The following is a 24472-nucleotide window of genomic DNA, read 5'->3' as shown; positions in this document are numbered from 1 at the left end:
ATCATTCCTTTCAGAATGGATTTACTTTTATATTACCCGTTTTCCCAACAAATCTAACGAAATATGAGAATATGAATCAAAAGCCCGCCATTCGCCAAAAAAACAAATTGACAAATAAAGGGCCGTACTATAAGATGGAAAATATTAATAAGATTGGAGGGTATCGTCATGTTTAGAAATATCAAAGCATCAGTTCAACAGCAAAAGCACCTTAACGTGACATTTTTATACCTTCCTTACGCACAGGGATCCGTTTCACTCTAACCATTTTCAGAAGGAAGGCGCATGTCGCGTGAACAAGCGTACATGCGCCTTTTTATATATATAAAAGGCATGCTGGTACACAGTGTGCCTTTTTTTCTGAGAAAAAACATTCTGTTCCCGATGCGGAGCAGCATGTTTTTCTAATAAATAAACCGTACATAAGGAGGAATTTTTTATGCCGAGTATCAGAAAAAACGAAATCAAAGATTGTAAGGAAAAACTTGAAGGCGGCTAAAAAAGGAGAGGATATTAGATGTTTTCTGTTTTATGGAAGCTGGGCTGGTTTTTTAAAGCCTCTTGGCGCCGCTATACGATAGCGGTCGTCCTATTGATTATTGTAAACGTATTGGAAATGTTTCCGCCGAAGCTGCTTGGCAACGCGATTGACGACATGCAGGCGGGCACTTTTTCAAAGGCCGGCATGCTCGGCTATATCGGTTTATTTCTCGCGCTTGGCGCAGTTGTTTATATCTTGTCCTATTATTGGATGTATCAGCTGTTTGGGGGAGCGAACCTTGTCGAAAAAATCCTCAGATCCAAGCTGATGGGCCATTTGCTGAAAATGACCCCGTCTTTTTACGAGAAAAACCGCACAGGGGATTTGATGGCGAGGGCGACAAATGATTTAAAAGCGATTTCCATGACGGCGGGCTTCGGCATTTTGACCTTGGTCGATTCGACGATGTATATGCTGACGATTCTTTTGACGATGGTTTTTTTGATCAGCTGGAAGCTGACGCTTGCTTCGATCATTCCCCTTCCGCTGATGGCGGCTGCCATCAGCATTTACGGGAAAAAAATTCATGAGCGTTTCACGGAAGCGCAGGATGCGTTTGGCGCTTTAAATGATCGAGTGCTTGAGTCCGTGTCAGGGGTAAGGGTGATCCGGGCCTATGTACAGGAGAAAAATGATGTCAGCCGGTTCAACAGCATGACGGCTGATGTGTACAAGAAAAATATGAAAGTCGCTTTGATCGATTCGCTGTTCGAACCGACGGTGAAGTTTTTGGTCGGGATCAGCTATTTAATCGGTCTTGGCTACGGCGCCTATCTTGTTTTCCGCAGCCAGCTGACATTGGGTGAACTCGTCTCTTTCAACGTGTACCTCGGCATGCTGATCTGGCCGATGTTTGCGATCGGAGAACTGATCAATGTCATGCAGAGGGGAAATGCTTCGCTTGACAGAGTAAATGAAACATTGGCATATGAGCCTGATGTGAGAGAGCCCGCCGAACCTGAAGCAGCGGAACCGGGCGATATTGTGTTTGACGGGGTCGCTTTTACGTACCCGAGCTCCGCGTCGGAAAACCTGGCCGATATTTCATTTACCGTATTAGAAGGACAGACGGTCGGAGTCGTCGGAAAGACGGGAAGCGGCAAAACGACGTTAGTCAAGCAGCTGCTGAGGCAGTACCCGAAAGGAAAAGGAACGATCACCATTTCGGGCGTGCCGATTGACCGCCTGCCGCTTGATCAGCTTCGCAGCTGGATCGGGTATGTGCCTCAGGACCACGTGTTGTTTTCAAAATCGGTGAAAGACAATATTTTGTTCGGCGGACGACTCGCCGAGGAACGCGATTTATACGATGTCATCTCTGCAGCACATCTGAAAAAGGATATTGAGATGCTTTCAGACGGTTTGGAGACAATGGTCGGAGAGAAGGGCGTCGCTTTATCCGGGGGGCAGAAACAAAGGATTTCAATTGCGAGAGCAATGATTGCGGAGCCCCATATTTTGATCTTGGATGATTCGCTGTCCGCCGTCGATGCGAAAACGGAAGCGGCGATTATTGAAAACATCCGCAGCAGGCGGAAAGGCAAAACGACCTTTATTACATCACATCGGATGTCGGCCGTCGAACACGCCGATTTCATTCTCGTCATGGAAAATGGAAGGATCGTTGAAAGAGGGACGCATCAGGAACTGATCAGCCGGAAAGGCTGGTATTTTGAACAATACGAAGCACAGCAGCTTCCTTCGGGAGAAGAAGGGGGGACTGTAGCATGACAACAGGAAAAAGGCTTTTCCAATATGCGCTTCTTTACAAAAAAATTCTCATCTGGGCGCTCGTCATGCTGACGATTGCCGTCACAGCCGAGCTGACGGGACCGATGATCGCCAAAAAGATGATCGACGATCATATTCTCGGAATTGAAAAAACGTGGTATGAAACAACAGAGGAGACGAAATATACCGTTTCCTATAAAGGAAAGGAATATATCAGGGAGGACAGGACAGCCCCTTCAGCTGAAAAGCTGCAGGAAGTTCACATCTTTCAAGTCGGCATGAACTACTACTTTGTGGAGGAACCGGTTTCCTTTGACGGAGAGCGGACGGTATCCGGAGAAGAGCTGAGAATGACAAGCGGAGACCGGACGGAAACCTACAAGGCCGATCGCCTGTCTTTGTCAGAAGTGTATGCTTTTTACGAGTCTGAAATAGGAGGGCTGATTTCACTCGTTTCTATTTATTTCGGCCTTCTCGTCTTCTCGATCTTTTTCCATTACGGCCAATTCTACCTCTTGCAGATGAGCGCAAACCGCATCATTCAAAAGATGAGGCAGGATGTATTCGCCAACATTCAAAGGCTACCTATCCGCTATTTTGATAATTTGCCGGCAGGAAAAATCGTTGCAAGGGTGACGAATGATACCGAAGCGATCCGCGACCTGTATGTGACCGTTCTTTCGACGTTTGTCACAAATATCATTTATATGGCCGGAATATTCGCCGCGCTGTTTTTCCTTGATGTCAGGCTGGCCGGCGTCTGTCTGTTGATTTTGCCCCTGATTGTCATTTGGGCGGCCGTTTATCGAAAATTCGCTTCTGGCTACAATCATAAACTCAGGTCAATCAACAGCGAGATCAACGCCAAAATGAATGAATCGATTCAAGGCATGCCGATTATTCAGGCATTCCGTCGCGGACAGGACACAAAAGAAGAATTTGAACAGCTGAACGAGAGCCACTTTCATTACCAAAATAAAATGCTGAAATTGAATTCGCTTATGTCCCACAACTTGGTCAACATTCTCAGAAATGTGATGTTCACCGCTTTAATCTGGTATTTCGGGGGAGCTGCCCTGAACGCGGAAGGAATGATTTCAATCGGCGTCCTTTATGCATTCGTTGATTACTTGAATCGTTTATTTCAGCCGATTACGGGCATTGTCAACCAGTTTGCCAAGCTTGAATTGGCTCGCGTATCATCGGAGCGGGTTTTCCGCCTGCTGGATGAGCCAGGCGTCGACGTCAAAGAGCCGGGCAGCGAAAGAGCGCGGGGGCGAGTCGTATTTGAAGATGTATCTTTTCGCTATCATGACGGTGAAGATGTGCTGAAAAACATCTCATTTGAAGCGAAGCAAGGGGAGACCGTTGCATTGGTCGGCCATACAGGCTCAGGAAAAAGCTCCATTTTAAATGTACTTTTCCGCTTTTACGATATTGAAAAGGGCGATGTCAAAATCGACGGCAGAAGCATATACGATATGTCAAGGCAGGAAATCAGAAAGCAGATGGGCATCGTTCTCCAGGATCCTTACTTATTTTCCGGCACGATTGCTTCAAATGTCAGCCTTGACAATGCTGATTTGACCAGAGATCAAATAGAAGCCGCCTTGAAACAGGTTGGGGCACTTGAAATGCTCGCCCGCCTGCCGAAAGGTCTTGACGAGCCGGTCATCGAAAAAGGAAGCACCCTTTCGTCAGGGGAAAGACAGCTGATCTCGTTTGCGCGTGCGTTGGCATATGATCCGGCTATTCTTATTTTAGACGAGGCAACGGCCCATATCGATACGGAAACAGAAGCGGTCATTCAAAAAGCGCTTGATGTTGTTAAACAAGGGCGCACGACCTTTATCATCGCCCACAGGCTGTCAACGATCAAAAACGCCGACCAGATTCTCGTTCTTGAAAAAGGCCGGATTATCGAAAGGGGAAATCATGAAGAGCTGATGAAGCAAAAAGGACAATACTATCAAATGTATGAACTGCAAAAGGGAAAAGGAACCCTGACAGGGTAAGCCGGATCTTCACCCCGGCTTTAATAAGCAAGCCCCACCCTTGCCTTGACAAACTGGTCTGATTCAAGCTGTTTGAAAAGAAAATGGGCGGTGTCGCCGGTCGATATTTCTTTTCCGCCGTCCGGCAGAACATCCTGTTCAAAACGGTATGTCTTCAATGCCGGCCCGTCGGGGAGATATGTCGGGCAGACGATCGTCCAATCCAATTCAGACTCGCGGAGACGTTCGTACACACGGGCATGTTCTTGCGCTGCGCGCGCCGAGCGCCGTTTTGATTCGTTTGTTTCAAAGCGGTAAAGGTCCGGGTTCTGCCTCGCGTTTAAAATACCGGCCGTTCCGATGGTAATCAGCCGCTTAATCCGATGTGCGTTCATGGCATTTATCATATGTTCGATGGAGACGGTCAATGTATCGTCTCCATCTGTGTTTAAACAGCTGACAACGATATCCGAATCTTTTATTAAAGACTCGACGTCATGCTGGTTCCTGGCGTTCCCTGTAAGCGCTTGGCAGCATTTATCCGGAATGCGGGCGCCTTCCGTCCTCCTAACAAGTGCGTAAACGGAATAACGCCCATCCTCTTCAACAAAATTGAGAAAGGCCTGTCCGACACGGCCTGTACCTCCAAAAAGCGCAATTTTCAACATAATCACTCCCATCGGATCTATCATACGTCAGATCGTCCGGAAGAAAAAGCCCCGCGAAAGCAAAAAGTTCCATGATAAGGGCGGACATTTGAGACATACTCATTCAATAGAGAAATCCCGACAAATTGAATCAATTCCCAATTGATGCTCAACATCAGCTGCATGCCGACTCCTCCTTTATATCAGCATATGAAAAAAGGAGAAGCGGGTGCGGGCTTTCATAAGATATGCCAGAGGTGCGGGCCGCCGCCCCGGCAATGAATGTGAAGGTTTGTCGACACGCTAAAGAAGGTGCAGGATATGCACCTTCTGTTATCCATGAATATGAAGTTGTTTAAAATTGTTGACCGCCCATAGATGCTTGAGCTTGGGAAACTAAACGTTTTGTAATTTCTCCGCCGACAGAACCGTTTGCACGGGAAGTCGTGTCAGCGCCGAGGTTTACGCCGAATTCAGAAGCAATTTCGAATTTCATTTGTTCGATCGCTTGAGCTGCTCCTGGGACAACCAGTTGATTTGAAGAATTTTGATTAGCCATTTGTATCAAACTCCTTTATAAAAATGGTATGGTTGGGCTGACTGGAGTTGCACCAGCTGCCGGCTTTCACCAAAAGAAAACCGCTGCCTTCTCGGCTAAAGCCCAATGTTGGTTTGTACTACGTATTATGGTGGATTCGATAAAATAAATGCGTGCTTCAATCTGGTAAATGTTGAAAGGCGAAAAGGCCGGGAATGGGGCAAGCTAAGGAAAAAAGCAGGGGGATGAAGCAGATGATGTGTCCAGTGTGCAATGGGATTCTCGTCCAGACAAGGCATTGTCCGAAGTGCGGCGGGGAAATGGCGGACGCGGGGAGAGCAACCGATTTTTTCGGTCCGTACAGTCCGTATATGGAGTTCGATTCATTTAAACAAACGCAAACCGTATGCGTTCATTTATATACTTGCCAGGACTGTACTTATGAAGAAACCGTTGAAATTGAAACGACCGAAGCATAGCAGCACGGAGGGCCGCAGCATGCTTCGGTCATGGAGAGTGTTTAAATCCGCTATTCTTCAGAACGGATGCGAAGCTCCGTTTCTTTATCAAAGAAGTGGGCTTTATTCATGTCAAGCGCAAGAGGGAGCGTATCGCCGGCCTGGACGTCGGTTCTTGAATCGACTCTGGCGATGAACGGCTGCGTGCCGGCTTGCGAATAAAGCATCGTTTCGGCGCCCATCAGCTCAGCTACCTCAATTTTCGCATCGATTTTTGAGTCTTTTGACGCTTCAATGAAAACAGGCTCGTCATGGATATCCTCAGGTCTGATTCCCATGATGATTTCCTTGCCGGCATAGCCCTGGATGCGCAGAACTTTCATTTTTCCTTCCGGCACGCGAACCGAAACGCCGTCAAATGTAAACAAGTCTTCTTTTAGAGTGCCGGTGAAAAAGTTCATTGCGGGAGAACCGATAAAGCCGCCGACAAACACGTTTTCCGGATTTTCATAGACTTCCTTCGGCGCGCCGACCTGCTGGATGATTCCGTCTTTCATGACGACGAGCCGCGTAGCCATCGTCATCGCTTCAGTCTGGTCGTGGGTGACATAGATGGTCGTCGTCTGCAGGCGCTGATGAAGCTTTGTGATTTCGGCGCGCATTTGTACGCGCAATTTGGCATCAAGGTTTGATAACGGTTCATCCATCAGAAACACCTTTGCGTCCCGAACGATTGCCCGGCCTAAGGCAACGCGCTGGCGCTGTCCGCCGGAAAGCGCTTTTGGCTTTCTGTCCAAATATTGTTCAAGGCCCAGAATTTTGGCCGCTTCATGGACGCGCCGTTTGATTTCATCCTTCGGAAACTTCCTCAGCTTTAAGCCGAAAGCCATATTGTCATAGACGTTCATGTGCGGATAAAGGGCATAGTTTTGGAATACCATCGCAATGTCGCGGTCCTTGGGAGCGACATCATTCATCCGTTTCCCGTCGATTGTGAATTCGCCATCCGTAATTTCCTCAAGTCCTGCGATCATTCTGAGCGTTGTCGACTTGCCGCAGCCTGACGGTCCGACAAAGACGATAAATTCCTTATCATCGATATGAAGATTAAAATTATCCACAGCCGTGACTTTGTTGTCATACACTTTGTATATCCGATCGAGCACGAGTTCCGCCATTTTTTCTCCCCCTCTTTTATGTAAGCGCTTTATCTGGTCTTAGTTTATAAAAAACGGCAGGTCGGTGTAAATGGACATGGTGCACAATTTCTTTTCGTGCAAGTTGCTAAAGCCGCTAAAGGAGATACATCATCAAATAAACAGCGGCTGCTTCTTCAAACTGTCTGATGTCAATCCCGGTCCGTTCGATGAATTTATCAATTCTGTACTGCAGGCTGTTTCGGTGGATAAACAAACGTTTTGCTGTAAGAGAGGCATTCAGGTTGCATCTCATATACGTTTTGATGGTCAGGGATGTCTCGGGATCAGACAGCGCCTCTCTTACGGCGTCCGAAAACGAAGAAGCATGAACCCGCTCGGGTTTTGCCGTCAAAAAAGACGGGAGACACTGGCAAAACGTGGCGACGTTTCCGATGTCACCCGCTTCCAGCATATAATGAAACATTTGTTTTTCAAAGCGGATTTTGCCTTGAAGCGATCCGTTGACTGGATGAAGCTGGCCGCTGAAAAACACAGGGTTTGCCATGAAATCGCTTGTCAGTGCATGCGCAAGCTCGGACAGTTCTTTTTTGGCGAGAAACGGCGAAGGATTTTCGTGGACGATGACAGCTTCGTGCCGGTCGTACCATACCACAAGCGGGTCTTTAAAAAAGCCGCTGACCGCTTCTTTGATCGCCTGTCTTTCTTCAGGTACATGCTCCATTTTAAAAAAATGTCCTTGCATCAGCTGAATGTTCCCCGGGTTTGGAAGGGGGGCATTGCGAAAAAAATATTGATGCCATTCTTTCTCCCGCTTTGTCAGCTGCTGTTCGGGACGCGGTTCTGAGAAAGGCCGGAACAGGCAATGGAGCAGCTCTTTTTCCCGGTCGGTGACCGCGTTTTTCAAAACGCCGAAGGTCTCGCCTTCGTCCGTTTGAAACCATAATGCATCGTGTTTTGAAACAGCCTCAGATACAATCATCCGTTCACCGTAAAGCGTCTTTAATTTCTCCAGCATACGACAACGTCCTTTTCTTTATTCGTAAATATGGAAGAGCATTAATTCATGAATTTCGCTTTTCAGGGAAGGCTCGTCATCGTGCGGGGGATAGGTGCTGCCCCACTCGATTTCCCCTGATTTATGATAGATTCCTTCATAGTGAATCCCTTTATGATAAAACGATATTTTCCAGCCGGGAAGCCTTTCTTTTTTAAACAGCGGCTTCCATTGAAAATGAGAAATCATAAACGCCACGCTCCTTCATTGATTTCAGGTGGGTCAAATCCAGCGAGCTGTCTACACGTTGATTTGTTATCATTGTATCTCATTCACAGAAAAGATCATAGATTCTTTTCAAGTGGAGCTTTTTCAAAAAAATACCGTGAAGAAGCAGGTTCTTCACGGCTTGAGGTCATGCCACATGTCCTCCGGATTAAGGATGGACTGTTCAGTTAAATAGGAAGCATATTCGAAGCTTCTTTTCTTCGTTAAGCTGCTGACAGATGCCAGACGGGGATGGGAGAAGATCCCCCTGCCGGGCCGGGAATTGGCTTCAAACAGCCACACTTTTCCCGAACGGTCCAATCCGAGGTCAAAGCCGATTTCCCCGATGAAACCGTCAAGCTTTTCGTCAAGGACCCGGCTGAGGAGGAGCGCCGCTTTTGTCAGTTTTTGCAGAGTGTGAAGCCTTTCCTGAGGATCATCATATAGCTCTGCAAGCGTTTTGACGGCACCGCCGCTCGACATGTGGGTTGTAATTCCGTCTTTTCCAGCGATTTTGACCGCGATGGCTGTGACGGTCCATTGGCCTTTTCCGTTTTTGTTTGTATGAACCCTGAAGTCTGCCGGATGATGATCCACTTCGATCCGTTCGATGCCCTGCTGGGCGAGATAAGAAGTATGTTTGTGCAGTCTCTGCCATTCATCTAAACATTCAGCAGCGGACGAATAAGATGTGACGCCTTCGGCATGTCTGGCGAGAATTCCGTTTTCTTCCCGTTTTGAAAGCTGGAGTATGCCTTTGCCCAAACTGCCGCCGGCGGGCTTTACATAAATGAAGCCGTATTGACCGATCATGTCTTCGATTTTACCGGCACCGGGCTCCAATGCCGAAAATGGAAGCAATTCCGCTGTCCTCTCGTCTTGCTGCAGACATTTATAGATCTCCCATTTGTTAAAGAAGCCCGGGTTGAACCACGGAATCCGGTATTCATCCATAAGGCGGGTTTTTGTTTCCCGCAGAGCGGCGGATTCTTCCGCTTTGCGGTTCGGCAGTCTGTCGTAAACGACGTTGGGAAGGGGGACTGTGGCCTCCTCCCAGCCGTTTTCCCTGAAAATGAGAGCCTGCACTGTACCTTCTTCCCAATCTATCTGGTGCGCTCCGAACAGATAGCTGTAGCCTCCTGCCGGGAGATCCATCGTCAAAAGCTTCGAAAAAAATAAAGACCTCCCTCTGACAGGGTCCAGCTGCGATTTTGTAAAACCGGCCGTGAAAATCCCGATTAAAGGTCCGATATAGACGGTATTGTCGCGGAAAATCAGGGAGGCTTTGCCGCGGTACGGAATCCGCAGGTTTTTGTACAGATTTTCAGATAATAAAACGGTGCGCTTCAAATGGCTGTCAAATGAGACGTGGCAACGTTCAACACTTGTACCGAAAGCCGCGAATAACAAACCGTCCTGTTTAAAAGAAGCGGGCAGGAGCATCGTGTTTTCGCTCGTCTGGTGGATGCCGACGGTCAGCGGTTGACCGGTCATCTTTTCTCAGCCCCTTTCGCGCCGGCTGAAGCCGTTAAGAATGAGCAGTACTCCAAAGGACCTTTATACAAAAGCTCCCTTTTTTCAGGAGAGTGCTTAATAAAAGCGTGCTTTCCGGGCTTTGAATTGACATCCAGAAGCCAGACTTTTCCGTCTTTCGTCAGGCAGATATCAAGGCCGAGCTCGAATAATGGTCCGTGATTTGATTCAAGCACCAGGGGTACGGCCTGCGCCATTGTCTCTAAATCATCGAGAAGGACGGCCTGGCGCTTTTTCGGCACGGATAAAAGCCAGCTGTCAAAGCTCACCGCCTCTGAGCCCCCGGCCAGGTTTGCAAGCAGTCCGTGCTGATAGCTCCGCCTTACCGTTTTGCCGGCTGTTTCCCATTCTCCACTGCCGTTTTTCTGAAGCAGCAGCCTGATATCGCACGGAAAACCGTCTTTGTCTTGAATATCGAGGAACGATTGCAGCAAATAGCGGTGCTGAAGAACTTTCTGACACCACGTTTCAAATGAAGCCTGTTTCGAAAATGACTTCAGCTGTTTGTGTTTTCCGGTTTGGTAGGCGGCCTTGACCGTTTTTCCCGTAAGCTCGAGGTGAATGATGCCGCGGCCTCCTGATCCGGATGCAGGCTTCAAGATGCACGCTTTTTCTTTTGCAAGCTTGCGCAGGATATCCTGGGCGTTTTCTGCAATCGATGTGGCAGGAAGGTAGGACTTGATGACGGGATCGGCATTCAATGCTTTGAAAACCGTCCATTTGTCAGGAAGTCCGAGTCCTAAAAATGTTGTTTTAGGATACTTTTTGAGCCATTCGACAATCGGTTTTGCTTTTTTCGATTGCTGATCTCTGCCGTAAAAGCAGCGGTCATAGATCAATTCCGGGATTTCTCTTTCAATTTCATTCCACTGTCCTGACTTCGGGTGAAAGGAGAGCCCTTTCACAAGCAGGGAACCGGGGGAAATATCCAGGGGCGTGAAACGGATAAACCGGATTCCATAGTCCGAAGCCATTTTGGCCAGTTCTTCGGCATAGGCTTTTTCATGTTCGTGCGACAGCGACATAAATCCAAGCGTCATCATGATTATACCTCCTTCATGAAAAACAAGGCTTAACAGGCTGAGACTGTCAAACTTCGGGCAAACTTTAATATATAGACTTCTGTTTCATGATACGCTTGAGATTGCAGAAATAGGCTTTTGTAAATTGGAAATGATTAAAAATTTTAGAGCGCCCTTCATACAATTGCCATCTGACCCATTGTATTTTGAAGCGGCTTGCTCCATTCCGTTATTTGCCCGTCTTTTATTCAGCTACTATAATAACGTTAGGCAAGACGGTGAGGATCGACCATAAGGCCCACGCTGTGCAGCTAAGATGTCAGGTAAAAAGGAAGGCAGTTGAAAAGAACATGTATGTATTTGGGGTTTTTGCCGTTATGATTGCAGTCGGTGCACTTATCGGCGCTGTAACGAACCATTTTGCGATTAAAATGCTTTTTCGCCCATATAAAGCGGTCTACATATTTGGAAAGAGGGTTCCTTTTACACCCGGATTAATTCCGAAAAGGCGCGATGAATTGGCGAGACAGATGGGACAGATGGTCACAGGCCATCTGCTGACAACAGAAGGGATCAAAAAAAGGCTTGCATCCGATGCGGTTAAAAGCCAGGCGGTGCAGGTTGGGGAGCGGATCTTGGCGCACCTCTCGCAATCAACGGCCACCGTTGAAGAAGCATTGGAAAGCATCGGAATTTCAAATCCCGCCCAAAAAGCGGATCGGGCGGTATCCAGATGGACGGATGAGAAGCTGTCCGCATTGTTAGAGGCACATGAAAATGAACCGCTCAAAGAGCTTATCCCTCTTGAGGCCCAGAAAAAGCTGAAAGAGAAAATTCCGATGGTGTCCGGCTATATTTTAAGCCGGGCTGTCACCTACTTTGAAAGCGACGAAGGAAAGGAACGCCTCGGACATATGATTGACGATTTTTTGAAAGAACGGGGCATGCTCGGCAGCATGGTGCAGATGTTTTTAGGCAACAGCAGTCTGGTTGACCGCGTTCAGCCGGAGATTGTGAAGTTTTTAAAGAACGGCGAGACCGCGCGTCTTTTAACGGATCTGCTTGAAAACGAATGGGACAAGCTGAAAGAATATACGTTCAAGGAAGCGGATGACAAATGGAATCTCAAATCTCTCATTTTCGATTTGAAGGAAAAGCTTTTGAAACGATTCTCGCTTCAGCCGTTTTTCGAAAAAACGATCGGCTCCTCTATTGCCAGTGTTGAGCGGGAGATCGCTTTGCGCCTGCCGCAGATCGCCGACCGGCTTCTCGAAGAGGCGGGCCGCCGCCTGGATCAAGTGCTCAAGCAGCTGGAGCTCGAGCAAATCGTCAAGGAACAGGTGGACAACTTCCCTGTTGAACGTCTTGAAGAAATGGTGCTGTCCATTTCCAAGCGGGAGTTCAAAATGATCACGTATTTAGGCGGTCTGCTTGGCGGAATTATCGGAGCCGTGCAAGCCATCTTTGTGATTTTGATCTGAGGCTGAAGACGGCCTGTTCAAACGGAATTATCGTATAACTGTGAAAAACGCTCCATAGTTTGTTATAGTGGAGTGGTGCCGATTCCATAAGAAGAATACAGGCAGGAAAGGAGCGGATCAGGATGACGGTCAATTTACATGACTCGGCTTATGACTTGGGGCAAGCCTTGCGACAAAGCGATGAATATTCCCGATTGAAAAATCTTTATGATGAGGTGAATGGCGACCCATCTGCTAAAAAGATGTTTGATAACTTTCGCGATATTCAAATGAACCTTCAGCAAAAACAGATGAACGGCGAAGACATCACACAGGAAGAAGTCGAACAAGCGCAAAAATCCGTGGCGCTCGTCCAGCAGCATGATAAAATCTCGCAGCTGATGGAAGCAGAACAGCGGATGAGCATGCTGATTGCTGATTTAAACAAAATCATTATGAAGCCTTTGGAAGAGCTTTACGGAAATCCGGAGAGCTGATAAAAAATCCCCTCTTGTCTTGACAAGAGGGGATTTTTTCACTAAGTGAACAAATAATGTTCATAAAGATTTAAAAAAGACTTGTCAATTTGTGAAATAGTTGCGATAATACTAAATGTAAGTGCTTTCATTTTTGCCGGGATACGATCATGAAAAACGGACTGGCGGCAAAATGATAAGGGGTACAGAGGAATTTGACAGATTGAAAGCACCGTCTGCTGGTCAAATAAAGGGGTTGTCAATATACGGTGAATTGAACGAAAGGGGCGTTGAATTCACTGTTTTGAATATGAGGGAGAATCATGATCGTATCCACAAGATGCGAAGTCAAAAGTCTGTGAAAACAGGCTTTTTTTAGTATGTACATCAAGAGGGCTGTTCTAAAAAAAGGGACCGGGACATATCCTCTATAACAGATTCAGTCATCAAAGAAGGGGGACCTCCTGGTGTCAAAACAAATGCTTGCGCTGAATATAGACGGAACGCTGCTTCGGACAAACGGACGGCTTCATCCCGCAACGAAGGAAGCGATCGAATATGCAAAGAAGAAAGGTGTATATGTTACGCTTGTGACGAACAGACATTTCCGCTCCGCTCAAAAAATCGCCAAATCTTTAAAGCTGGATGCGAAGCTGATTACGCACAGCGGAGCGATTATAGCGGACAAAATCGCCGAACCTTTATTAGAAAAAAGGATTTCCGAAGAACAGACATTTAACCTTGTTCAAATACTGGAAAGCTATGATTGCAATATCAGAATCCTCCATGAAAAATATTCGATTGGAAATCGGAAAAAAACGAATTCAAACCTGCTGGGGAAAACGATGATTCACCCGTCTGACCCGATTTTTTATCCCGTCCAGTTTGTCGATTCGCTGAGCGACATGCTGATGGATGAACCGGTCAGCGCGCCGGTGATCGAGGTTTATTGCTCAACAGGTCAGTCCGAAGAAATCAGGCAGACGATCACAAATGCGTTTCCTCTCGTCGACATCATTGAAGCGGGAGAAAAAATGCTGATTGTCCATAAAGGAGTTTCGAAAGAAGCGGGATTGACGATGCTCGCCGCCGACCTCGGATTAAAAATGGAAGATGTCGTTGCGATCGGCCATGATATCGACGACCTTCCGATGATCGAGCTTGCCGGGCTCGGAGTCGCAATGGGCAATGCTCCTCAGGAGGTTAAGCAAAAAGCGGATTGGGTGACGCGCTCCAATGATGAACAGGGCGTCGCCTATATGATTAAAGAATACTTCAGAATGCAGCAAAGCAAAGGGTTTCTTAAAAAATTCCATATTAAAAAAATCTGATTCTTATAAGATCCCCGCTTCAACTGGAATGCGGGGATTATTCATTTATCGGTCTCCTAAAGGAATGTATGTTTCCCGGATTGATTTTGCCCATTTATTTTTGTACACTAAAGAAAGTTTTGAAACGAAAAAGGTGATGACATTGCGCATTTATATAGAAGGGCTCCAAGACGAAAGGTTCCAGAGACCGCTTGAGCATATAGCGAACTTATTCTTTGAGGAAAGCGAAGTCGCTCTTGGCGAAGAAGCGCCGGCAGACCTTGCGATCGTTCTCGGCTATGAACGGGAAGAAAACGGCGTCAAGGCTTCCGGTGCGATAAAGGATACGGACATTACAGCAGAATATGCGAAAAACATTGACCCCAAGCTGACGGAAAAGGAAGCGTTTAAGCAGGTGAAGAATACCGTTTCCTACGTTTTTTTGAGCATGCTTCAGGAGCATACCGGGATCATTCAGAAATGGGGGATTCTCACCGGTGTCCGTCCGACAAAGCTGCTTCACAAAAAGCTGGAGAGCGGCATGCCAAAGGAAGAGGCCCATGCCGAGCTGAAGCGGGATTATTTAATTCACGACGAAAAGATCGAACTGATGCAAAACATTATTGACCGTCAGCTGAAAGCTGTACCTGATTTGTATGAGCTGGGCCAAGAGGTCAGCATTTACATCGGCATCCCGTTCTGCCCCACGAAGTGCGCCTACTGCACGTTCCCGGCGTATGCGATCAGAGGACAAGCCGGACGGGTCGGCTCATTTTTGTGGGGGCTTCACTATGAAATGCAAAAAATCGGTGAATGGCTCAAGGAGAACGATGTCAGCATCACGACCGTGTATTTCGGCGGCGGAACGCCCACAAGCATTACCGCTGAAGAAATGGATCTATTGTATGAAGAAATGTACCGTTCATTTCCCGATGTGAAAAACATCCGCGAGGTCACTGTTGAGGCTGGACGGCCCGATACGATCACAGAGGAAAAGCTCGCGGTCTTAAAAAAATGGAACATCGACCGAATCAGCATTAATCCGCAGTCTTACGAGAATGAAACGCTGAAAGCGATCGGACGCCACCATACCGTCGAAGAAACGATCGAAAAGTATCATCTGTCGCGAAATGCCGGCATGTCTAACATCAATATGGATTTGATCATCGGCCTTCCGGGCGAAGGGGTAAAAGAATTCAGAAACTCTCTTTCCGAAACCGAAAAATTAATGCCTGAATCATTGACCGTCCATACGCTGTCATTTAAGCGCGCGTCTGAAATGACGAAAAACAAACATAAGTATAAGGTGGCTGGCCGCGAGGAAATTGTCGCGATGATGGATGACGCTGTCTCGTGGACGAAACAGCACGGTTACCATCCCTACTATTTGTACAGGCAGAAAAACATTCTCGGCAACCTGGAGAATATAGGCTATTCCCTTCCCGGCCAGGAGAGCATCTATAACATTATGATCATGGAGGAAAAACAGACGATTATCGGGATCGGCTGCGGAGCTGCGAGCAAATTCGTCGATCCGGGAACGGGAAAGATCACACATTTCTCTAACCCGAAAGACCCGAAAACGTACAATGACAGATTTGAACACTATACAGAAGAAAAGCTTCGCTACCTGTCCGGGCTTTTTGACAAGAATGCTAAAGGCAGTTAAAAGGTTCGGTTTAAAACGGGACAGTCCCTGGGCAAAACGAAAGGAGACTTCGCCAATATCCTGGCGAAGTCTCCTTTTCTGTCATCCTCTTTGTTTTGTTTCGGATTTTTTCCACTTAAATATTTTGTTCAGTATATGAAAAATCCGTTTTGATTCTTTTGTCAAAAGCGGCCCCAAAATTGCCAGGATCAGTACGTACAAAGCGGCAAACGGCTTTAATGTGGCCGAAAGTCCGCCGGCGATTCCGAGGTTGGCGACAATGATCGAAAACTCGCCGCGTGAGACAATCGTTAAGCCGATATTGGATGAAGCTTTATGAGAAAGTCCGGCCCTTCTGCCTGCGATCATGCCGGCGATAAAGTTCCCGGCCAAGGTGAGGATGACGGCGCCGATTGAAAGCCATACCGCATCTCCCAGTGTAAACGGGTCGATGCTCAATCCGAAGCTGAAGAAAAACATTGCACCGAAGAAATCGCGAAACGGTACAACCAAATGCTCGATCTGGCTTGCATGTTCTGTCTCGGAAAACACGAGTCCGAGAAGCAGGGCGCCGATTGCTTCGGCAACGTGAATCGTTTCCGAAAAGCCGGCGACAAAGAACAGCAGCGCAAAAATCACGATAATAAAGACTTCGTTTGAACGGATATTAAACAGCCGATTTAACAATTTTGGCAGCTTCCTGGCAACGATAAAGAACAATATCATGTAGCCAAAAGCGATCAAAATCGAAAGCAGCGCCGATCCGACTGAAGTTGAGTCACCAAGGACGAGCCCCGAGACGACGGATAAATAAACGGCGAGAAAAATATCTTCGAACATAATGATTCCGAGAATCAGTTCGGTTTCCGGATTCGCTGTCCTCTTTAGGTCGACAAGTACTTTGGCGACAATCGCACTCGAAGAAATCGTAATAACCCCGGCGATGATCAGTACTTCGAGAAACTCGAAGCCCGCGATGAACCCGAACATGAGGCCTAAACTGAAGTTGATCAGAATATAAATGCTTCCTCCGACGGCGATGGACCGTCCTGATTTAATAAGCTTTCCGATCGAAAATTCCAGTCCGAGATAAAAGAGTAAAAACAAGACGCCCATTCTGCCGAAAAAGGCGATGATCTCCGAGCTCTCGATAAACTTCAAGTTGATGATACCGATCGTCGGAGCGTGCGGGCCTACGATCATCCCGAGAACAATTAAAAAGGGAATGATCGAGAATTTAATCCGATTCGCAATTAAGGCAGCAATCGCGACAAGCAAGAGTGCAGTGCCGACTTCAAATACTAGATGATCCAAAGAGCATCACCCTTCCTTTCGGGAAAGAAAAGCCTGCTTCATTTCCTTGAGGTTTTTTCTTTCACCGGACAGGACGAGTGTATCATTTTCATCAAGAACGGAATCTGCCCCGGGATTCAAGAATTTTTCCTGATTCTTTTTAATGATCGCGATGACAGTGACGCCGTAGTTTTGCCTGACGTCGATTTCACCGAGAGTTTTGCCGACGGCATTTGCTCCTTTTTCGATTTTGAACCACTCGATGATCAGGTCGTTAAACGCCATTTCAATCGATTCAAGCGCCTGCGGCTTATAGACCATTCCGCCGAGGATGGCGGCGATCTGCCTTGCTTCGCTGTCATCAAGCGAGATGTTGGTCACGATTTCATCGGGATCTTCGTCGTCAAACCGATAGATTTCTCTTCTTCCGTCGTCATGAACGACAATCGTCATTTTTTCATGGTTTCTCATTTCTATTTCAAATTTTTTGCCGATACCCGGCAGATCACTTTCTTTAATATTCAATCATATCCCTCCAAAATAAATTTCCCCATTCGGCTGAAAAGTTATGCAGGTGAAAAAGGGAAAATCAGGAGAGGTAATTAGATTGGTATTTCACAGGAATAGCGCAAGTTTTTTTTAGAATTAATTCATTTGATTGAACCTCGAATCGAGGAATGAAATGAGTGTAGAAACGTGCGTCAAAGACAGAAATATTTGCGGCTCTTCCTGGATGATTAAGAAAGCTTTTTGTAAAAGGGGAGGGGTTCACTGCATGTGTCTCAAACTTTGAGGTGTTTAGAGACATATGGTATTCCGCTTCGGGATCAAAAACAGGGTTTTGCTCCTGATCGGCGAATGGTACTGTTAACATGCATAAACTAAGCATCAACGTCAAAAATGATTTAATTACGCCCATCCCCCTTTCCTCACATGCTTTCTATAAATAACTATATCTAAACAAAGAAAATCATTCAACTAAAAAGGCTTATTTCAGTATCAATTGATCTTGAAATGGAAAATCATTCAGCTGATTTTCACATGAAAAAAGGTATTGAAAATAAAAGGTGGAATTAATTAAGCTAATATCTTACAAAATCGTATTCACGGAGGTGCAAGATGGAATATATCAAATGGAAAGACGAAGACGGGATTTTTGAAATTGTACTGAATCGCTCTGAGGCGTACAATGCCTTGAATGAAAAAATGCTTGAAGAACTGAATGAAGCTTTGCGTGTTGCAGAGGAAAGCGAATCGCTGCTTCTCCTTGTGAGAGGCAGCGGCAAAGGATTTTCGGCAGGCGGAGACATTAAGATGATGCTGTCTTCCGGAGATCAAGACAGCTCCGCCCGCGTCATTGACACAATTTCTGAAATTGCGGTGAAGCTTTACAGCATGCCGAAGATGACGACAGCGGCTGTCCACGGTGCGGCTGCGGGTCTGGGATTGAGCCTCGCGCTCAGCTGCGACCATGTACTGGTCGAAAAAGAGGCGAAGCTGGCGATGAATTTTATCGGCATCGGGCTTGTTCCCGACGGAGGCGGACACTTCTTTTTAGAGCGGAGAATCGGTGAAACTGCGGCCAAAGAATTGATTTGGAGCGGGAAAAAATTGACGGGGGCCGAAGCGCTCGAGCTTCGGATCGCAGACGCCGTATTCAGCGGGGACTCCGGCCGTTTTGCGCGCATCTATCTTGAAAAGCTTCTGCACGCTCCGCTGGCAGCGATGATTGAAACGAAAAAGATCTATCAGGCGCTGAATGGCGGTAGGCTGCAGAAAACGCTTGAACTCGAGAAAACGGCCCAGATGAAAATGAGGCTGACAAGCGACCATCAGGAAGGGATCCGCGCATTTTTAGAAAAGCGCCAGCCGCAATTTAACCGTCAGCAAGTATAACAAGAGCGGTCCGGCAGGAAATTGACCTTGGGAAATGATGTGCAGAAGCAATTGTAAAAAAATTTAAGTTTCCATAAAATGATTCATAAGATACAGATCTGTACGAAGTCTTGGGAGGCGGCGAAATTGAAACAGAAGATTCCATCTGAATACGTTGCTAGTAAGCTGAATGATTGGTACAACGCCATTCGGAAACATCAGATCGCCGCCAGTGAATCATTGAAAGCGGAAGGAAAATCAGGACGTCCTGCTCTACTATTAGCTGCTTGAATTCAGGCATAAGCTGATGCTCAGCTATTTGAAACCGCAAAAGACTGAAAATATTGAAAAAAACCTCCGCGTCTTAGAAGAAAAAAAGGACCAAATGACAGGTTTACTAAACTATTATTGCTGGTTTTTTAAAGGGATGTATGAGTTCAAATAAAAGCGGTTTGTCAAAGCAATCGGCTGCTATAAAACGGCTGAACTAAAAGTCAGCGCATTGGAAGACGAGGTTGAAAAAGCGGAATTTTATGATAAGCTGGCGGAAATCTACTACTATATCAGCCAGAGATACTTATCGATCAACTATGCGACGCTCGCTTCCGACATTTTCAACCGGGATGAGACGCTAAAAGAAAAAAAGATTTTCTGCGATTTTATCATTGCCGGCAATTGGGTTGAATCGATGACATACGGACCCGCGCTTAAAAGCCTGGCCAACGCGCTTGAAGACGCCACGAAAATCAAAAACAGCCATTTGACGGCAGCCGCTCATTTTAATTTGGGAAATTGCTATTTCCAAGGATCGTACCGAGAAGCCTCAGATCATATGGAGAGCGCCCTTTCCATTTTTGAACAGGAAAGTTCATCATATATTCCAAAAGTGCTGTACAACTTGATGTACGTCCGTCTAAAACAGGGAAACCATGTCGGAGCGGCCGACTGTTATGAAAAAGGCATCCGAAGCGCGGCATCGCTCGGGGAACACGCGGCAAAGCTTAACATTCTGTGCGGACTGTATTTGGACAGCGGGGATCGAAAGCCGTGGAAATCGGATTTGATTATTTGGAGTCAAACCATTTATATGACGCTGTTGAAGAGCTGGCTTTAGACGCAGCCCAGTACTATAATCAAATGTAGCGGCTTTAAGATGCCATTTTTTACCATGAGAAGTGCGCTCAGGCAAGACGAAAAATCAAAAGGGGAGATGCGTTGTATGAAAGCTAAACTGTTGTTCGTCGCGGTGTCGCTGGCTGTTGTGTTAACGTCTTCAGGCTTTTTGGCAGATGCGGGAAAAGCCCCTTCCTTGTACGCGGACAAAATGATTACGACTGACAAGGAGGCTCGAGTTTAAGGACATGATTTCATCTGAGAATAAGCGGGCTGACGCAGCGAAAGAATGGACGATGTATATTACAGTTTCTTGCCTTTTCATCCTGATCGTCTCTGTGATTGGTTTTTTTGCTCCGGCCTACAGCTTGCAGGATCTGCTGTTTCGACTGTTTGATGCCGTCATCATCTGTGTGCTGGCGGTCAATGGCCTTTATTTTCTGCGGAAAAATAAAGGCGTCGCTTGCTTATCGTTTTTACTCTGTTTCATCAACATGGGTCTGCTCATTGTTATGATGATCCACTAGTGTTTGGCGGATTAAAGGGCAGGCGGCAGCGGGAGACTTTCCCTAACAGCGCCGCCTTACCCCGTATTTTAGTCAGCTGCGGAAAACAATGATTTTACCGGACGAATGTACTATCCGGTGTGTATGCTCCAAAAATTGCTTTTCCTTCAGCATTCCTCTTCCTTTCTCTTTCGCTTCTTCATCATCAGCCGCTTCAAATCGCTCATTCAAAAGCGTTTCTCCACTAGTATCGAAAACGGTTACATAATAATTTTCCATTTCTCTTCCCCTTTCTCAAAATATGATCTATTTGTTTAAAATTATATAAAAATCAAAAAAATCCTTTTTAAAATGGTATGACTAACGTATGATTGTAAATTGGAAGGAGGAGTTATTATGCTCAAAATCGATCACGTCACGAAAAGATTCGGTTCATTTACAGCTGTAAACGATCTGACGCTGGAGATTCCAGACAAGCAAATGTTCGGTCTGCTCGGCGCCAACGGAGCAGGGAAAACGACGACATTCCGAATGATATTAGGCCTTTTGAATGCGACAGAGGGTACTGTCACATGGAAAGGACAGCCGATTAACTACGGTATCACAAACAGCATCGGCTATTTGCCCGAAGAGCGCGGACTGTATCCGAAGCTGAATGTGAAAGATCAGCTCGTATACCTCGGCCGCCTGAAAGGCATGACAAAGCAAAATGCGCTCAAGGAAATTGAGAAGTGGCTCGAACGGTTCCATATTACGGAATACGCCGACAAAAAGGTTGAGGAGCTATCCAAAGGGAACCAGCAAAAAATTCAATTCATCACGGCCGTGCTGCACAAGCCGGAGCTTTTGATTCTCGACGAGCCGTTCAGCGGTCTCGATCCGGTGAATGTCGAGCTTTTAAAAGACGCGGTCATTTCTTTGAAAGACGACGGCACTTCGATTGTATTTTCAAGCCACAGAATGGAGCATGTCGAAGAGCTGTGCGAACACGTCTGTATTTTGCAGCGCGGGACGCCTGTCGTTCAAGGGAAATTAAAAGAAATCAAACGTTCTTTCGGCAGAAAGAATGTCACGATTCACGCGGACGGCGACTTGAGCTTCTTGAAAGAGGCGGACGGCATCGTCAAATGGCGTGATCATTCCGAAGGAGTCCGCCTGCAGGTCGAGAATGAAGAAGTCTCTCAAGAGCTGTTTACAATGCTGCAAGGACGCGGGTTTATCAGAAAGTTTGAACTTGAAGAGCCTTCTTTGCATGATATTTTCGTCGAAAAGGTAGGTGCCCGTTATGAATAAGTTTTGGATTGTTCTTTTTCATACATATATCAGCAAGCTGAAAACGAAGTCGTTCATCATTTCAACAGCCATCACGCTTGCGCTTGTCGTGCTCGTCACAAATTTGGGATCGATTATTTCCATGTTTGACGACGGCGGAGAGGGTGACAAGATCGCTGTCATTGATCGCTCAAATCAGCTGTACGACACGTTTGCCCAGCAGGTGAAAGCACTCGATACTGATGAAGCGCTGGAGGTCCAAAAAGCGGATAAGCCGGAAAAAGAGCTTGAAAAAGACGTCAGAGACGAAAAGCTCGAGGGCATTTTAATCCTGGAGAGAGATAAAAAAGGGGTGCTGAAAGGAACGTATAAAGCGCTCGATATCGCTGATTCCACAGCTGTCTCCACGATTGAACAGGCGCTCTCGCAAGCAAAGATCGCCGTTGGAACGGCTGAATTGAACGTACCTCAGGAAAAGCTGAGTGAACTGTTTACACCGGTAAAAGTCAACAGTGTTGCCTTGAAAGAAGGCGCGAAAACCGAGGAAGAGCTTCAAAAGGCGACAGGGCTTGTGTATGTTGTGCTGTTTGTCATCTATTTTTCCGTTTTGATGTACGCTTCAATGATTGCGACAGAAGTAGCGACGGAGAAGTCTTCCCGCGTAATGGAAATTTTAATTTCCAGCGTGCCGCCTGTCCAGCAAATGTTCGCCAAACTGTTCGGCGTCGCCCTGTTGGGCCTGACACAGCTTGCCGCGCTCCTTCTTGCCGGCTATCTGTCGCTTCAGTCCAGCCAGGAAAGCGGAGGGGATGCGGCTGAGCTGGTTAAAGGATTTTTTGATGTTTCCGGCGTACCTACTGCAACGCTTGTGTACGCGGTCATTTTCTTGATGCTCGGCTACTTCTTATACGCAACTCTTGCGGCATTTCTCGGAAGCGTCGTCAGCCGGATTGAAGATGTTCAGCAGATGATTTCGCCGATGATCCTGTTGGTCGTTGCCGGATTCATGATTGCCATGTTCGGACTGAATGCTCCGGATTCGACGTTTATTACCGTCACTTCATTCATTCCGTTTTTTGCGCCGATGATCATGTTCCTCAGAGTCGGCGTGCTTGATATTCCGTTTTGGGAAGCGGCTCTCGGCATCGGCATCACCGCTCTCACGATTGTGATTCTCGCCGTCATCGGGGCGAGGGTGTATAAAGGCGGCGTGCTCATGTACACAAGCGGCGGCGGATTGAAAAATATTAAACAGGCGCTTCGTCTGTCAAAAGATCGATAATGAAAAAGAAAAGCAGCTTGAAAGATAAGCTGCTTTTTTCATGCAAATAGTAGAACGTGCATTCGCTTTCAACCCGTGGTAGAATGGGAGCAGAATGTTTTATGAAAAGGAGCAGAAGATTGACAAACATCACTTTCATTCATGCGGCAGATCTGCATCTGGACAGTCCGTTTCACGGCATCAGCCGGCTTCCCGAGGAGATTTACCGGCGGATCAAAAACAGCACATTTAAAAGCGCTGAAAATGTGTTTAAGCTTGCCATTGATGAACAGGCCGACTTCATTTTGCTTGCCGGGGACCTGTTCGACGAAGCAAACCGCAGTTTAAAAGCACAGATGTTTTTGAGAAAACAATTTTTAAAGCTTAAAGAGAACAATATCCAAGTCTATGTGATTTTTGGCAATCACGATCATCTGGGCGGCGATTGGACGCCGATTGAATGGCCGGACAACGTCCACATCTTTTCAGCGGAAGACATTGAAGAAAAATCGTTTTACAAAGACGGCCGGCTCGCCGCAAGCATCTACGGCTACAGCTATCCCGAGCGCTCAGTTTATGCCAATAAGGCCGCTGAAATCAAAAAAACGACCGACGCGCCCTTGCATATCGGCATGATTCATGGAACGCTTTCCGGGGAGAGCGGCCATGACCCGTACTGTCCTTTCTCCCTTCAAGATTTAAAAAACGGACAGATGGATTATTGGGCGCTTGGACATATACATAAAAGACAGGTCATTTCAGCCGCCGATCCGGCGGTGATTTATCCGGGAAACACGCAATCCCGCCATATGAAGGAAACGGGGGAGAAAGGCTGCTATCTCGTCAATGTTTGCGGCGGAGAACTGTCCTTCGAATTTAAAGCCGTATCGGATGTCCTGTGGGAAACGGCCAGCATCGATATCTCCGGGACAAAGCAGATGACAGAGCTGATCAGCCTCATGCACGATGCCTTTCAATCTTTCAGAAAAAGAGGCAAGCCCGCATGCGTCAAGATGGTATGGACAGGAGAAACACCCTCTTATTTGGCGGAAGGACAGGCCGGCATCGCGGACGAGATCCTTGACATCTTCCATGAAGAAGAACGGGAGGAAGACGCGTTCATCTGGCTTACCGCGATCGAAGATCAAACCGATGCCGCCTTGTCGGGAATCGAACGGGACGCTTTTTTCCAGGAGCTTTTGCAAGAAATCCATGAGTTTCAAGATTTCAGCCTGATTCTTGACGATTTGGAGCGGCATCCGGTCTTTAGAAGACACGGAGAGCTGTTTAATGAGGAAGACTTCCGGGACATTCGCACGCAGGCTGAAAAACTGCTGCTTCATGAACTGAAGACATTGAAAAGATAAGGGGGG

27 protein-coding genes are annotated in these 24472 nt (G+C 46.8%); 15 read left to right on the top strand and 12 right to left on the bottom strand.

The genetic code is table 11. The features are described 5' to 3' along the window. Positions 1-517: 517 nt before the first annotated feature. The gene (bmrC, locus tag ACH97_RS10865; RefSeq protein ID WP_020450766.1) at positions 518-2272 is read left to right on the top strand and encodes a multidrug ABC transporter ATP-binding protein BmrC; all 1755 of its coding nucleotides are present in this window, start codon (positions 518-520) and stop codon (positions 2270-2272) included. Continuing rightward, a complete protein-coding gene (gene bmrD / locus ACH97_RS10860; RefSeq protein WP_020450767.1) occupies positions 2269-4287 on the top strand; it encodes a multidrug resistance ABC transporter ATP-binding protein/permease BmrD in 2019 nt (672 codons plus the stop codon). Before bmrC ends, bmrD begins: the two co-directional genes overlap by 4 nt. A gap of 20 nt (positions 4288-4307) precedes the next feature. On the opposite strand, the gene ACH97_RS10855 is transcribed toward bmrD, so the two are convergent. The 3 genes from ACH97_RS10855 to ACH97_RS10850 form a co-directional block, all read right to left on the bottom strand. Further along, positions 4308-4931 (bottom strand): NAD(P)-dependent oxidoreductase, encoded by a 624-nt coding sequence (locus ACH97_RS10855; RefSeq protein WP_025811778.1) that lies wholly within the window; start codon positions 4929-4931, stop codon positions 4308-4310. Positions 4932-4954: 23 nt separating this feature from the next. Beyond that, positions 4955-5098 (bottom strand): hypothetical protein, encoded by a 144-nt coding sequence (locus tag ACH97_RS23760; RefSeq protein ID WP_020450769.1) that lies wholly within the window; start codon positions 5096-5098, stop codon positions 4955-4957. A gap of 170 nt (positions 5099-5268) precedes the next feature. After that, positions 5269-5472: an alpha/beta-type small acid-soluble spore protein gene (locus ACH97_RS10850; RefSeq protein ID WP_020450770.1), complete on the bottom strand. Its 204-nt coding sequence runs from the start codon at positions 5470-5472 to the stop codon at positions 5269-5271. A 233-nt stretch (positions 5473-5705) separates the two neighbouring features. Here ACH97_RS10850 and ACH97_RS10845 point away from each other — a divergent pair, with 233 nt between their 5' ends. After that, positions 5706-5930: a hypothetical protein gene (locus ACH97_RS10845; RefSeq protein ID WP_020450771.1), complete on the top strand. Its 225-nt coding sequence runs from the start codon at positions 5706-5708 to the stop codon at positions 5928-5930. A gap of 50 nt (positions 5931-5980) precedes the next feature. Here the strand turns inward: ACH97_RS10845 and ACH97_RS10840 are convergent, their stop codons facing one another. The 5 genes from ACH97_RS10840 to ACH97_RS10820 form a co-directional block, all read right to left on the bottom strand. Then, on the bottom strand, positions 5981-7087 hold the full coding sequence (locus ACH97_RS10840; RefSeq protein ID WP_020450772.1) for an ABC transporter ATP-binding protein: 1107 nt from the start codon (positions 7085-7087) through the stop codon (positions 5981-5983). A gap of 115 nt (positions 7088-7202) precedes the next feature. Beyond that, the gene (locus ACH97_RS10835) at positions 7203-8084 is read right to left on the bottom strand and encodes a helix-turn-helix domain-containing protein (protein ID WP_020450773.1); all 882 of its coding nucleotides are present in this window, start codon (positions 8082-8084) and stop codon (positions 7203-7205) included. Positions 8085-8102: 18 nt separating this feature from the next. After that, positions 8103-8321: a YheE family protein gene (locus tag ACH97_RS10830; RefSeq protein ID WP_171866274.1), complete on the bottom strand. Its 219-nt coding sequence runs from the start codon at positions 8319-8321 to the stop codon at positions 8103-8105. A 144-nt stretch (positions 8322-8465) separates the two neighbouring features. Beyond that, positions 8466-9824 (bottom strand): YheC/YheD family endospore coat-associated protein, encoded by a 1359-nt coding sequence (locus tag ACH97_RS10825; protein ID WP_020450774.1) that lies wholly within the window; start codon positions 9822-9824, stop codon positions 8466-8468. After that, positions 9821-10906: a YheC/YheD family endospore coat-associated protein gene (locus tag ACH97_RS10820; RefSeq protein ID WP_020450775.1), complete on the bottom strand. Its 1086-nt coding sequence runs from the start codon at positions 10904-10906 to the stop codon at positions 9821-9823. The genes ACH97_RS10825 and ACH97_RS10820 overlap by 4 nt, the downstream gene beginning before the upstream one ends. A gap of 329 nt (positions 10907-11235) precedes the next feature. Between ACH97_RS10820 and ACH97_RS10815 the strand changes: the two genes are divergently transcribed. From ACH97_RS10815 to ACH97_RS10795, 4 genes are all read left to right on the top strand, one after another. Then, positions 11236-12366, top strand: a complete 1131-nt coding sequence (locus ACH97_RS10815) for a DUF445 domain-containing protein (protein WP_020450776.1) — start codon at positions 11236-11238, stop codon at positions 12364-12366. A 122-nt stretch (positions 12367-12488) separates the two neighbouring features. Beyond that, positions 12489-12842 carry a YlbF/YmcA family competence regulator gene (locus tag ACH97_RS10810; RefSeq protein WP_048350501.1) on the top strand — a complete coding sequence of 118 codons (354 nt, stop codon included), beginning with the start codon at positions 12489-12491 and terminating at the stop codon, positions 12840-12842. Positions 12843-13288: 446 nt separating this feature from the next. Beyond that, the gene (locus ACH97_RS10800; RefSeq protein ID WP_011197705.1) at positions 13289-14152 is read left to right on the top strand and encodes a Cof-type HAD-IIB family hydrolase; all 864 of its coding nucleotides are present in this window, start codon (positions 13289-13291) and stop codon (positions 14150-14152) included. A gap of 142 nt (positions 14153-14294) precedes the next feature. After that, positions 14295-15800: a coproporphyrinogen III oxidase gene (locus tag ACH97_RS10795; RefSeq protein ID WP_048350513.1), complete on the top strand. Its 1506-nt coding sequence runs from the start codon at positions 14295-14297 to the stop codon at positions 15798-15800. Positions 15801-15881: 81 nt separating this feature from the next. On the opposite strand, the gene ACH97_RS10790 is transcribed toward ACH97_RS10795, so the two are convergent. The 3 genes from ACH97_RS10790 to ACH97_RS10780 form a co-directional block, all read right to left on the bottom strand. Next, positions 15882-17093 carry a cation:proton antiporter gene (locus tag ACH97_RS10790; RefSeq protein WP_016886162.1) on the bottom strand — a complete coding sequence of 404 codons (1212 nt, stop codon included), beginning with the start codon at positions 17091-17093 and terminating at the stop codon, positions 15882-15884. 6 nt (positions 17094-17099) lie between these two features. Continuing rightward, the gene (locus ACH97_RS10785; protein ID WP_003180220.1) at positions 17100-17597 is read right to left on the bottom strand and encodes a cation:proton antiporter regulatory subunit; all 498 of its coding nucleotides are present in this window, start codon (positions 17595-17597) and stop codon (positions 17100-17102) included. A 64-nt stretch (positions 17598-17661) separates the two neighbouring features. Further along, a complete protein-coding gene (locus ACH97_RS10780) occupies positions 17662-17991 on the bottom strand; it encodes a hypothetical protein (protein WP_016886161.1) in 330 nt (109 codons plus the stop codon). A gap of 200 nt (positions 17992-18191) precedes the next feature. Between ACH97_RS10780 and ACH97_RS10775 the strand changes: the two genes are divergently transcribed. From ACH97_RS10775 to ACH97_RS10765, 5 genes are all read left to right on the top strand, one after another. Continuing rightward, the gene (locus ACH97_RS10775; protein ID WP_016886160.1) at positions 18192-18968 is read left to right on the top strand and encodes an enoyl-CoA hydratase; all 777 of its coding nucleotides are present in this window, start codon (positions 18192-18194) and stop codon (positions 18966-18968) included. Positions 18969-19094: 126 nt separating this feature from the next. Beyond that, positions 19095-19238: a response regulator aspartate phosphatase gene (locus tag ACH97_RS24030; RefSeq protein ID WP_225315851.1), complete on the top strand. Its 144-nt coding sequence runs from the start codon at positions 19095-19097 to the stop codon at positions 19236-19238. A gap of 211 nt (positions 19239-19449) precedes the next feature. Continuing rightward, positions 19450-20061, top strand: a complete 612-nt coding sequence (locus tag ACH97_RS24025) for a tetratricopeptide repeat protein (protein WP_241494247.1) — start codon at positions 19450-19452, stop codon at positions 20059-20061. 105 nt (positions 20062-20166) lie between these two features. Continuing rightward, positions 20167-20304, top strand: a complete 138-nt coding sequence (locus ACH97_RS23755; RefSeq protein ID WP_167564567.1) for a hypothetical protein — start codon at positions 20167-20169, stop codon at positions 20302-20304. Between the two features lie 4 nt (positions 20305-20308). Next, a complete protein-coding gene (locus ACH97_RS10765) occupies positions 20309-20587 on the top strand; it encodes a hypothetical protein (RefSeq protein WP_048350502.1) in 279 nt (92 codons plus the stop codon). Positions 20588-20659: 72 nt separating this feature from the next. Here the strand turns inward: ACH97_RS10765 and ACH97_RS10760 are convergent, their stop codons facing one another. Further along, positions 20660-20845, bottom strand: coding sequence for a YhzD family protein (locus ACH97_RS10760; RefSeq protein WP_048350503.1), 186 nt, complete (start codon positions 20843-20845; stop codon positions 20660-20662). A 117-nt stretch (positions 20846-20962) separates the two neighbouring features. Between ACH97_RS10760 and ACH97_RS10755 the strand changes: the two genes are divergently transcribed. The 3 genes from ACH97_RS10755 to ACH97_RS10745 all read left to right on the top strand — a co-directional run bounded on the left by ACH97_RS10755 (position 20963) and on the right by ACH97_RS10745 (position 24466). Continuing rightward, complete coding sequence (locus ACH97_RS10755) at positions 20963-21859, top strand: ABC transporter ATP-binding protein (RefSeq protein ID WP_048350504.1); 897 nt, start codon at positions 20963-20965, stop codon at positions 21857-21859. Further along, positions 21852-23120 (top strand): ABC transporter permease, encoded by a 1269-nt coding sequence (locus ACH97_RS10750; protein ID WP_048350505.1) that lies wholly within the window; start codon positions 21852-21854, stop codon positions 23118-23120. Before ACH97_RS10755 ends, ACH97_RS10750 begins: the two co-directional genes overlap by 8 nt. Before the next feature lie 119 nt (positions 23121-23239). Then, positions 23240-24466 (top strand): metallophosphoesterase family protein, encoded by a 1227-nt coding sequence (locus ACH97_RS10745; protein WP_173636675.1) that lies wholly within the window; start codon positions 23240-23242, stop codon positions 24464-24466. Positions 24467-24472 lie beyond the last annotated feature (6 nt).

This window comes from Bacillus paralicheniformis (genome assembly GCF_001042485.2).
GTDB lineage: Bacteria > Bacillota > Bacilli > Bacillales > Bacillaceae > Bacillus > Bacillus paralicheniformis.
This window is presented reverse-complemented; position numbering and strand designations above follow the sequence as displayed.

Coding starts and splice junctions, on each gene's coding strand:
- bmrC (WP_020450766.1), top strand. CDS start 518: ATGTTTTCTGTTTTATGGAAGCTGGGCTGGTTTTTTAAAGCCTCTTGG.
- bmrD (WP_020450767.1), top strand. CDS start 2,269: ATGACAACAGGAAAAAGGCTTTTCCAATATGCGCTTCTTTACAAAAAA.
- ACH97_RS23760 (WP_020450769.1), bottom strand. CDS start 5,098: ATGCAGCTGATGTTGAGCATCAATTGGGAATTGATTCAATTTGTCGGG.
- ACH97_RS10850 (WP_020450770.1), bottom strand. CDS start 5,472: ATGGCTAATCAAAATTCTTCAAATCAACTGGTTGTCCCAGGAGCAGCT.
- ACH97_RS10845 (WP_020450771.1), top strand. CDS start 5,706: ATGATGTGTCCAGTGTGCAATGGGATTCTCGTCCAGACAAGGCATTGT.
- ACH97_RS10840 (WP_020450772.1), bottom strand. CDS start 7,087: ATGGCGGAACTCGTGCTCGATCGGATATACAAAGTGTATGACAACAAA.
- ACH97_RS10835 (WP_020450773.1), bottom strand. CDS start 8,084: ATGCTGGAGAAATTAAAGACGCTTTACGGTGAACGGATGATTGTATCT.
- ACH97_RS10825 (WP_020450774.1), bottom strand. CDS start 9,824: ATGACCGGTCAACCGCTGACCGTCGGCATCCACCAGACGAGCGAAAAC.
- ACH97_RS10820 (WP_020450775.1), bottom strand. CDS start 10,906: ATGATGACGCTTGGATTTATGTCGCTGTCGCACGAACATGAAAAAGCC.
- ACH97_RS10815 (WP_020450776.1), top strand. CDS start 11,236: ATGTATGTATTTGGGGTTTTTGCCGTTATGATTGCAGTCGGTGCACTT.
- ACH97_RS10810 (WP_048350501.1), top strand. CDS start 12,489: ATGACGGTCAATTTACATGACTCGGCTTATGACTTGGGGCAAGCCTTG.
- ACH97_RS10780 (WP_016886161.1), bottom strand. CDS start 17,991: ATGGGCGTAATTAAATCATTTTTGACGTTGATGCTTAGTTTATGCATG.
- ACH97_RS10775 (WP_016886160.1), top strand. CDS start 18,192: ATGGAATATATCAAATGGAAAGACGAAGACGGGATTTTTGAAATTGTA.
- ACH97_RS23755 (WP_167564567.1), top strand. CDS start 20,167: ATGAAAGCTAAACTGTTGTTCGTCGCGGTGTCGCTGGCTGTTGTGTTA.
- ACH97_RS10765 (WP_048350502.1), top strand. CDS start 20,309: ATGATTTCATCTGAGAATAAGCGGGCTGACGCAGCGAAAGAATGGACG.
- ACH97_RS10760 (WP_048350503.1), bottom strand. CDS start 20,845: ATGGAAAATTATTATGTAACCGTTTTCGATACTAGTGGAGAAACGCTT.
- ACH97_RS10755 (WP_048350504.1), top strand. CDS start 20,963: ATGCTCAAAATCGATCACGTCACGAAAAGATTCGGTTCATTTACAGCT.
- ACH97_RS10750 (WP_048350505.1), top strand. CDS start 21,852: ATGAATAAGTTTTGGATTGTTCTTTTTCATACATATATCAGCAAGCTG.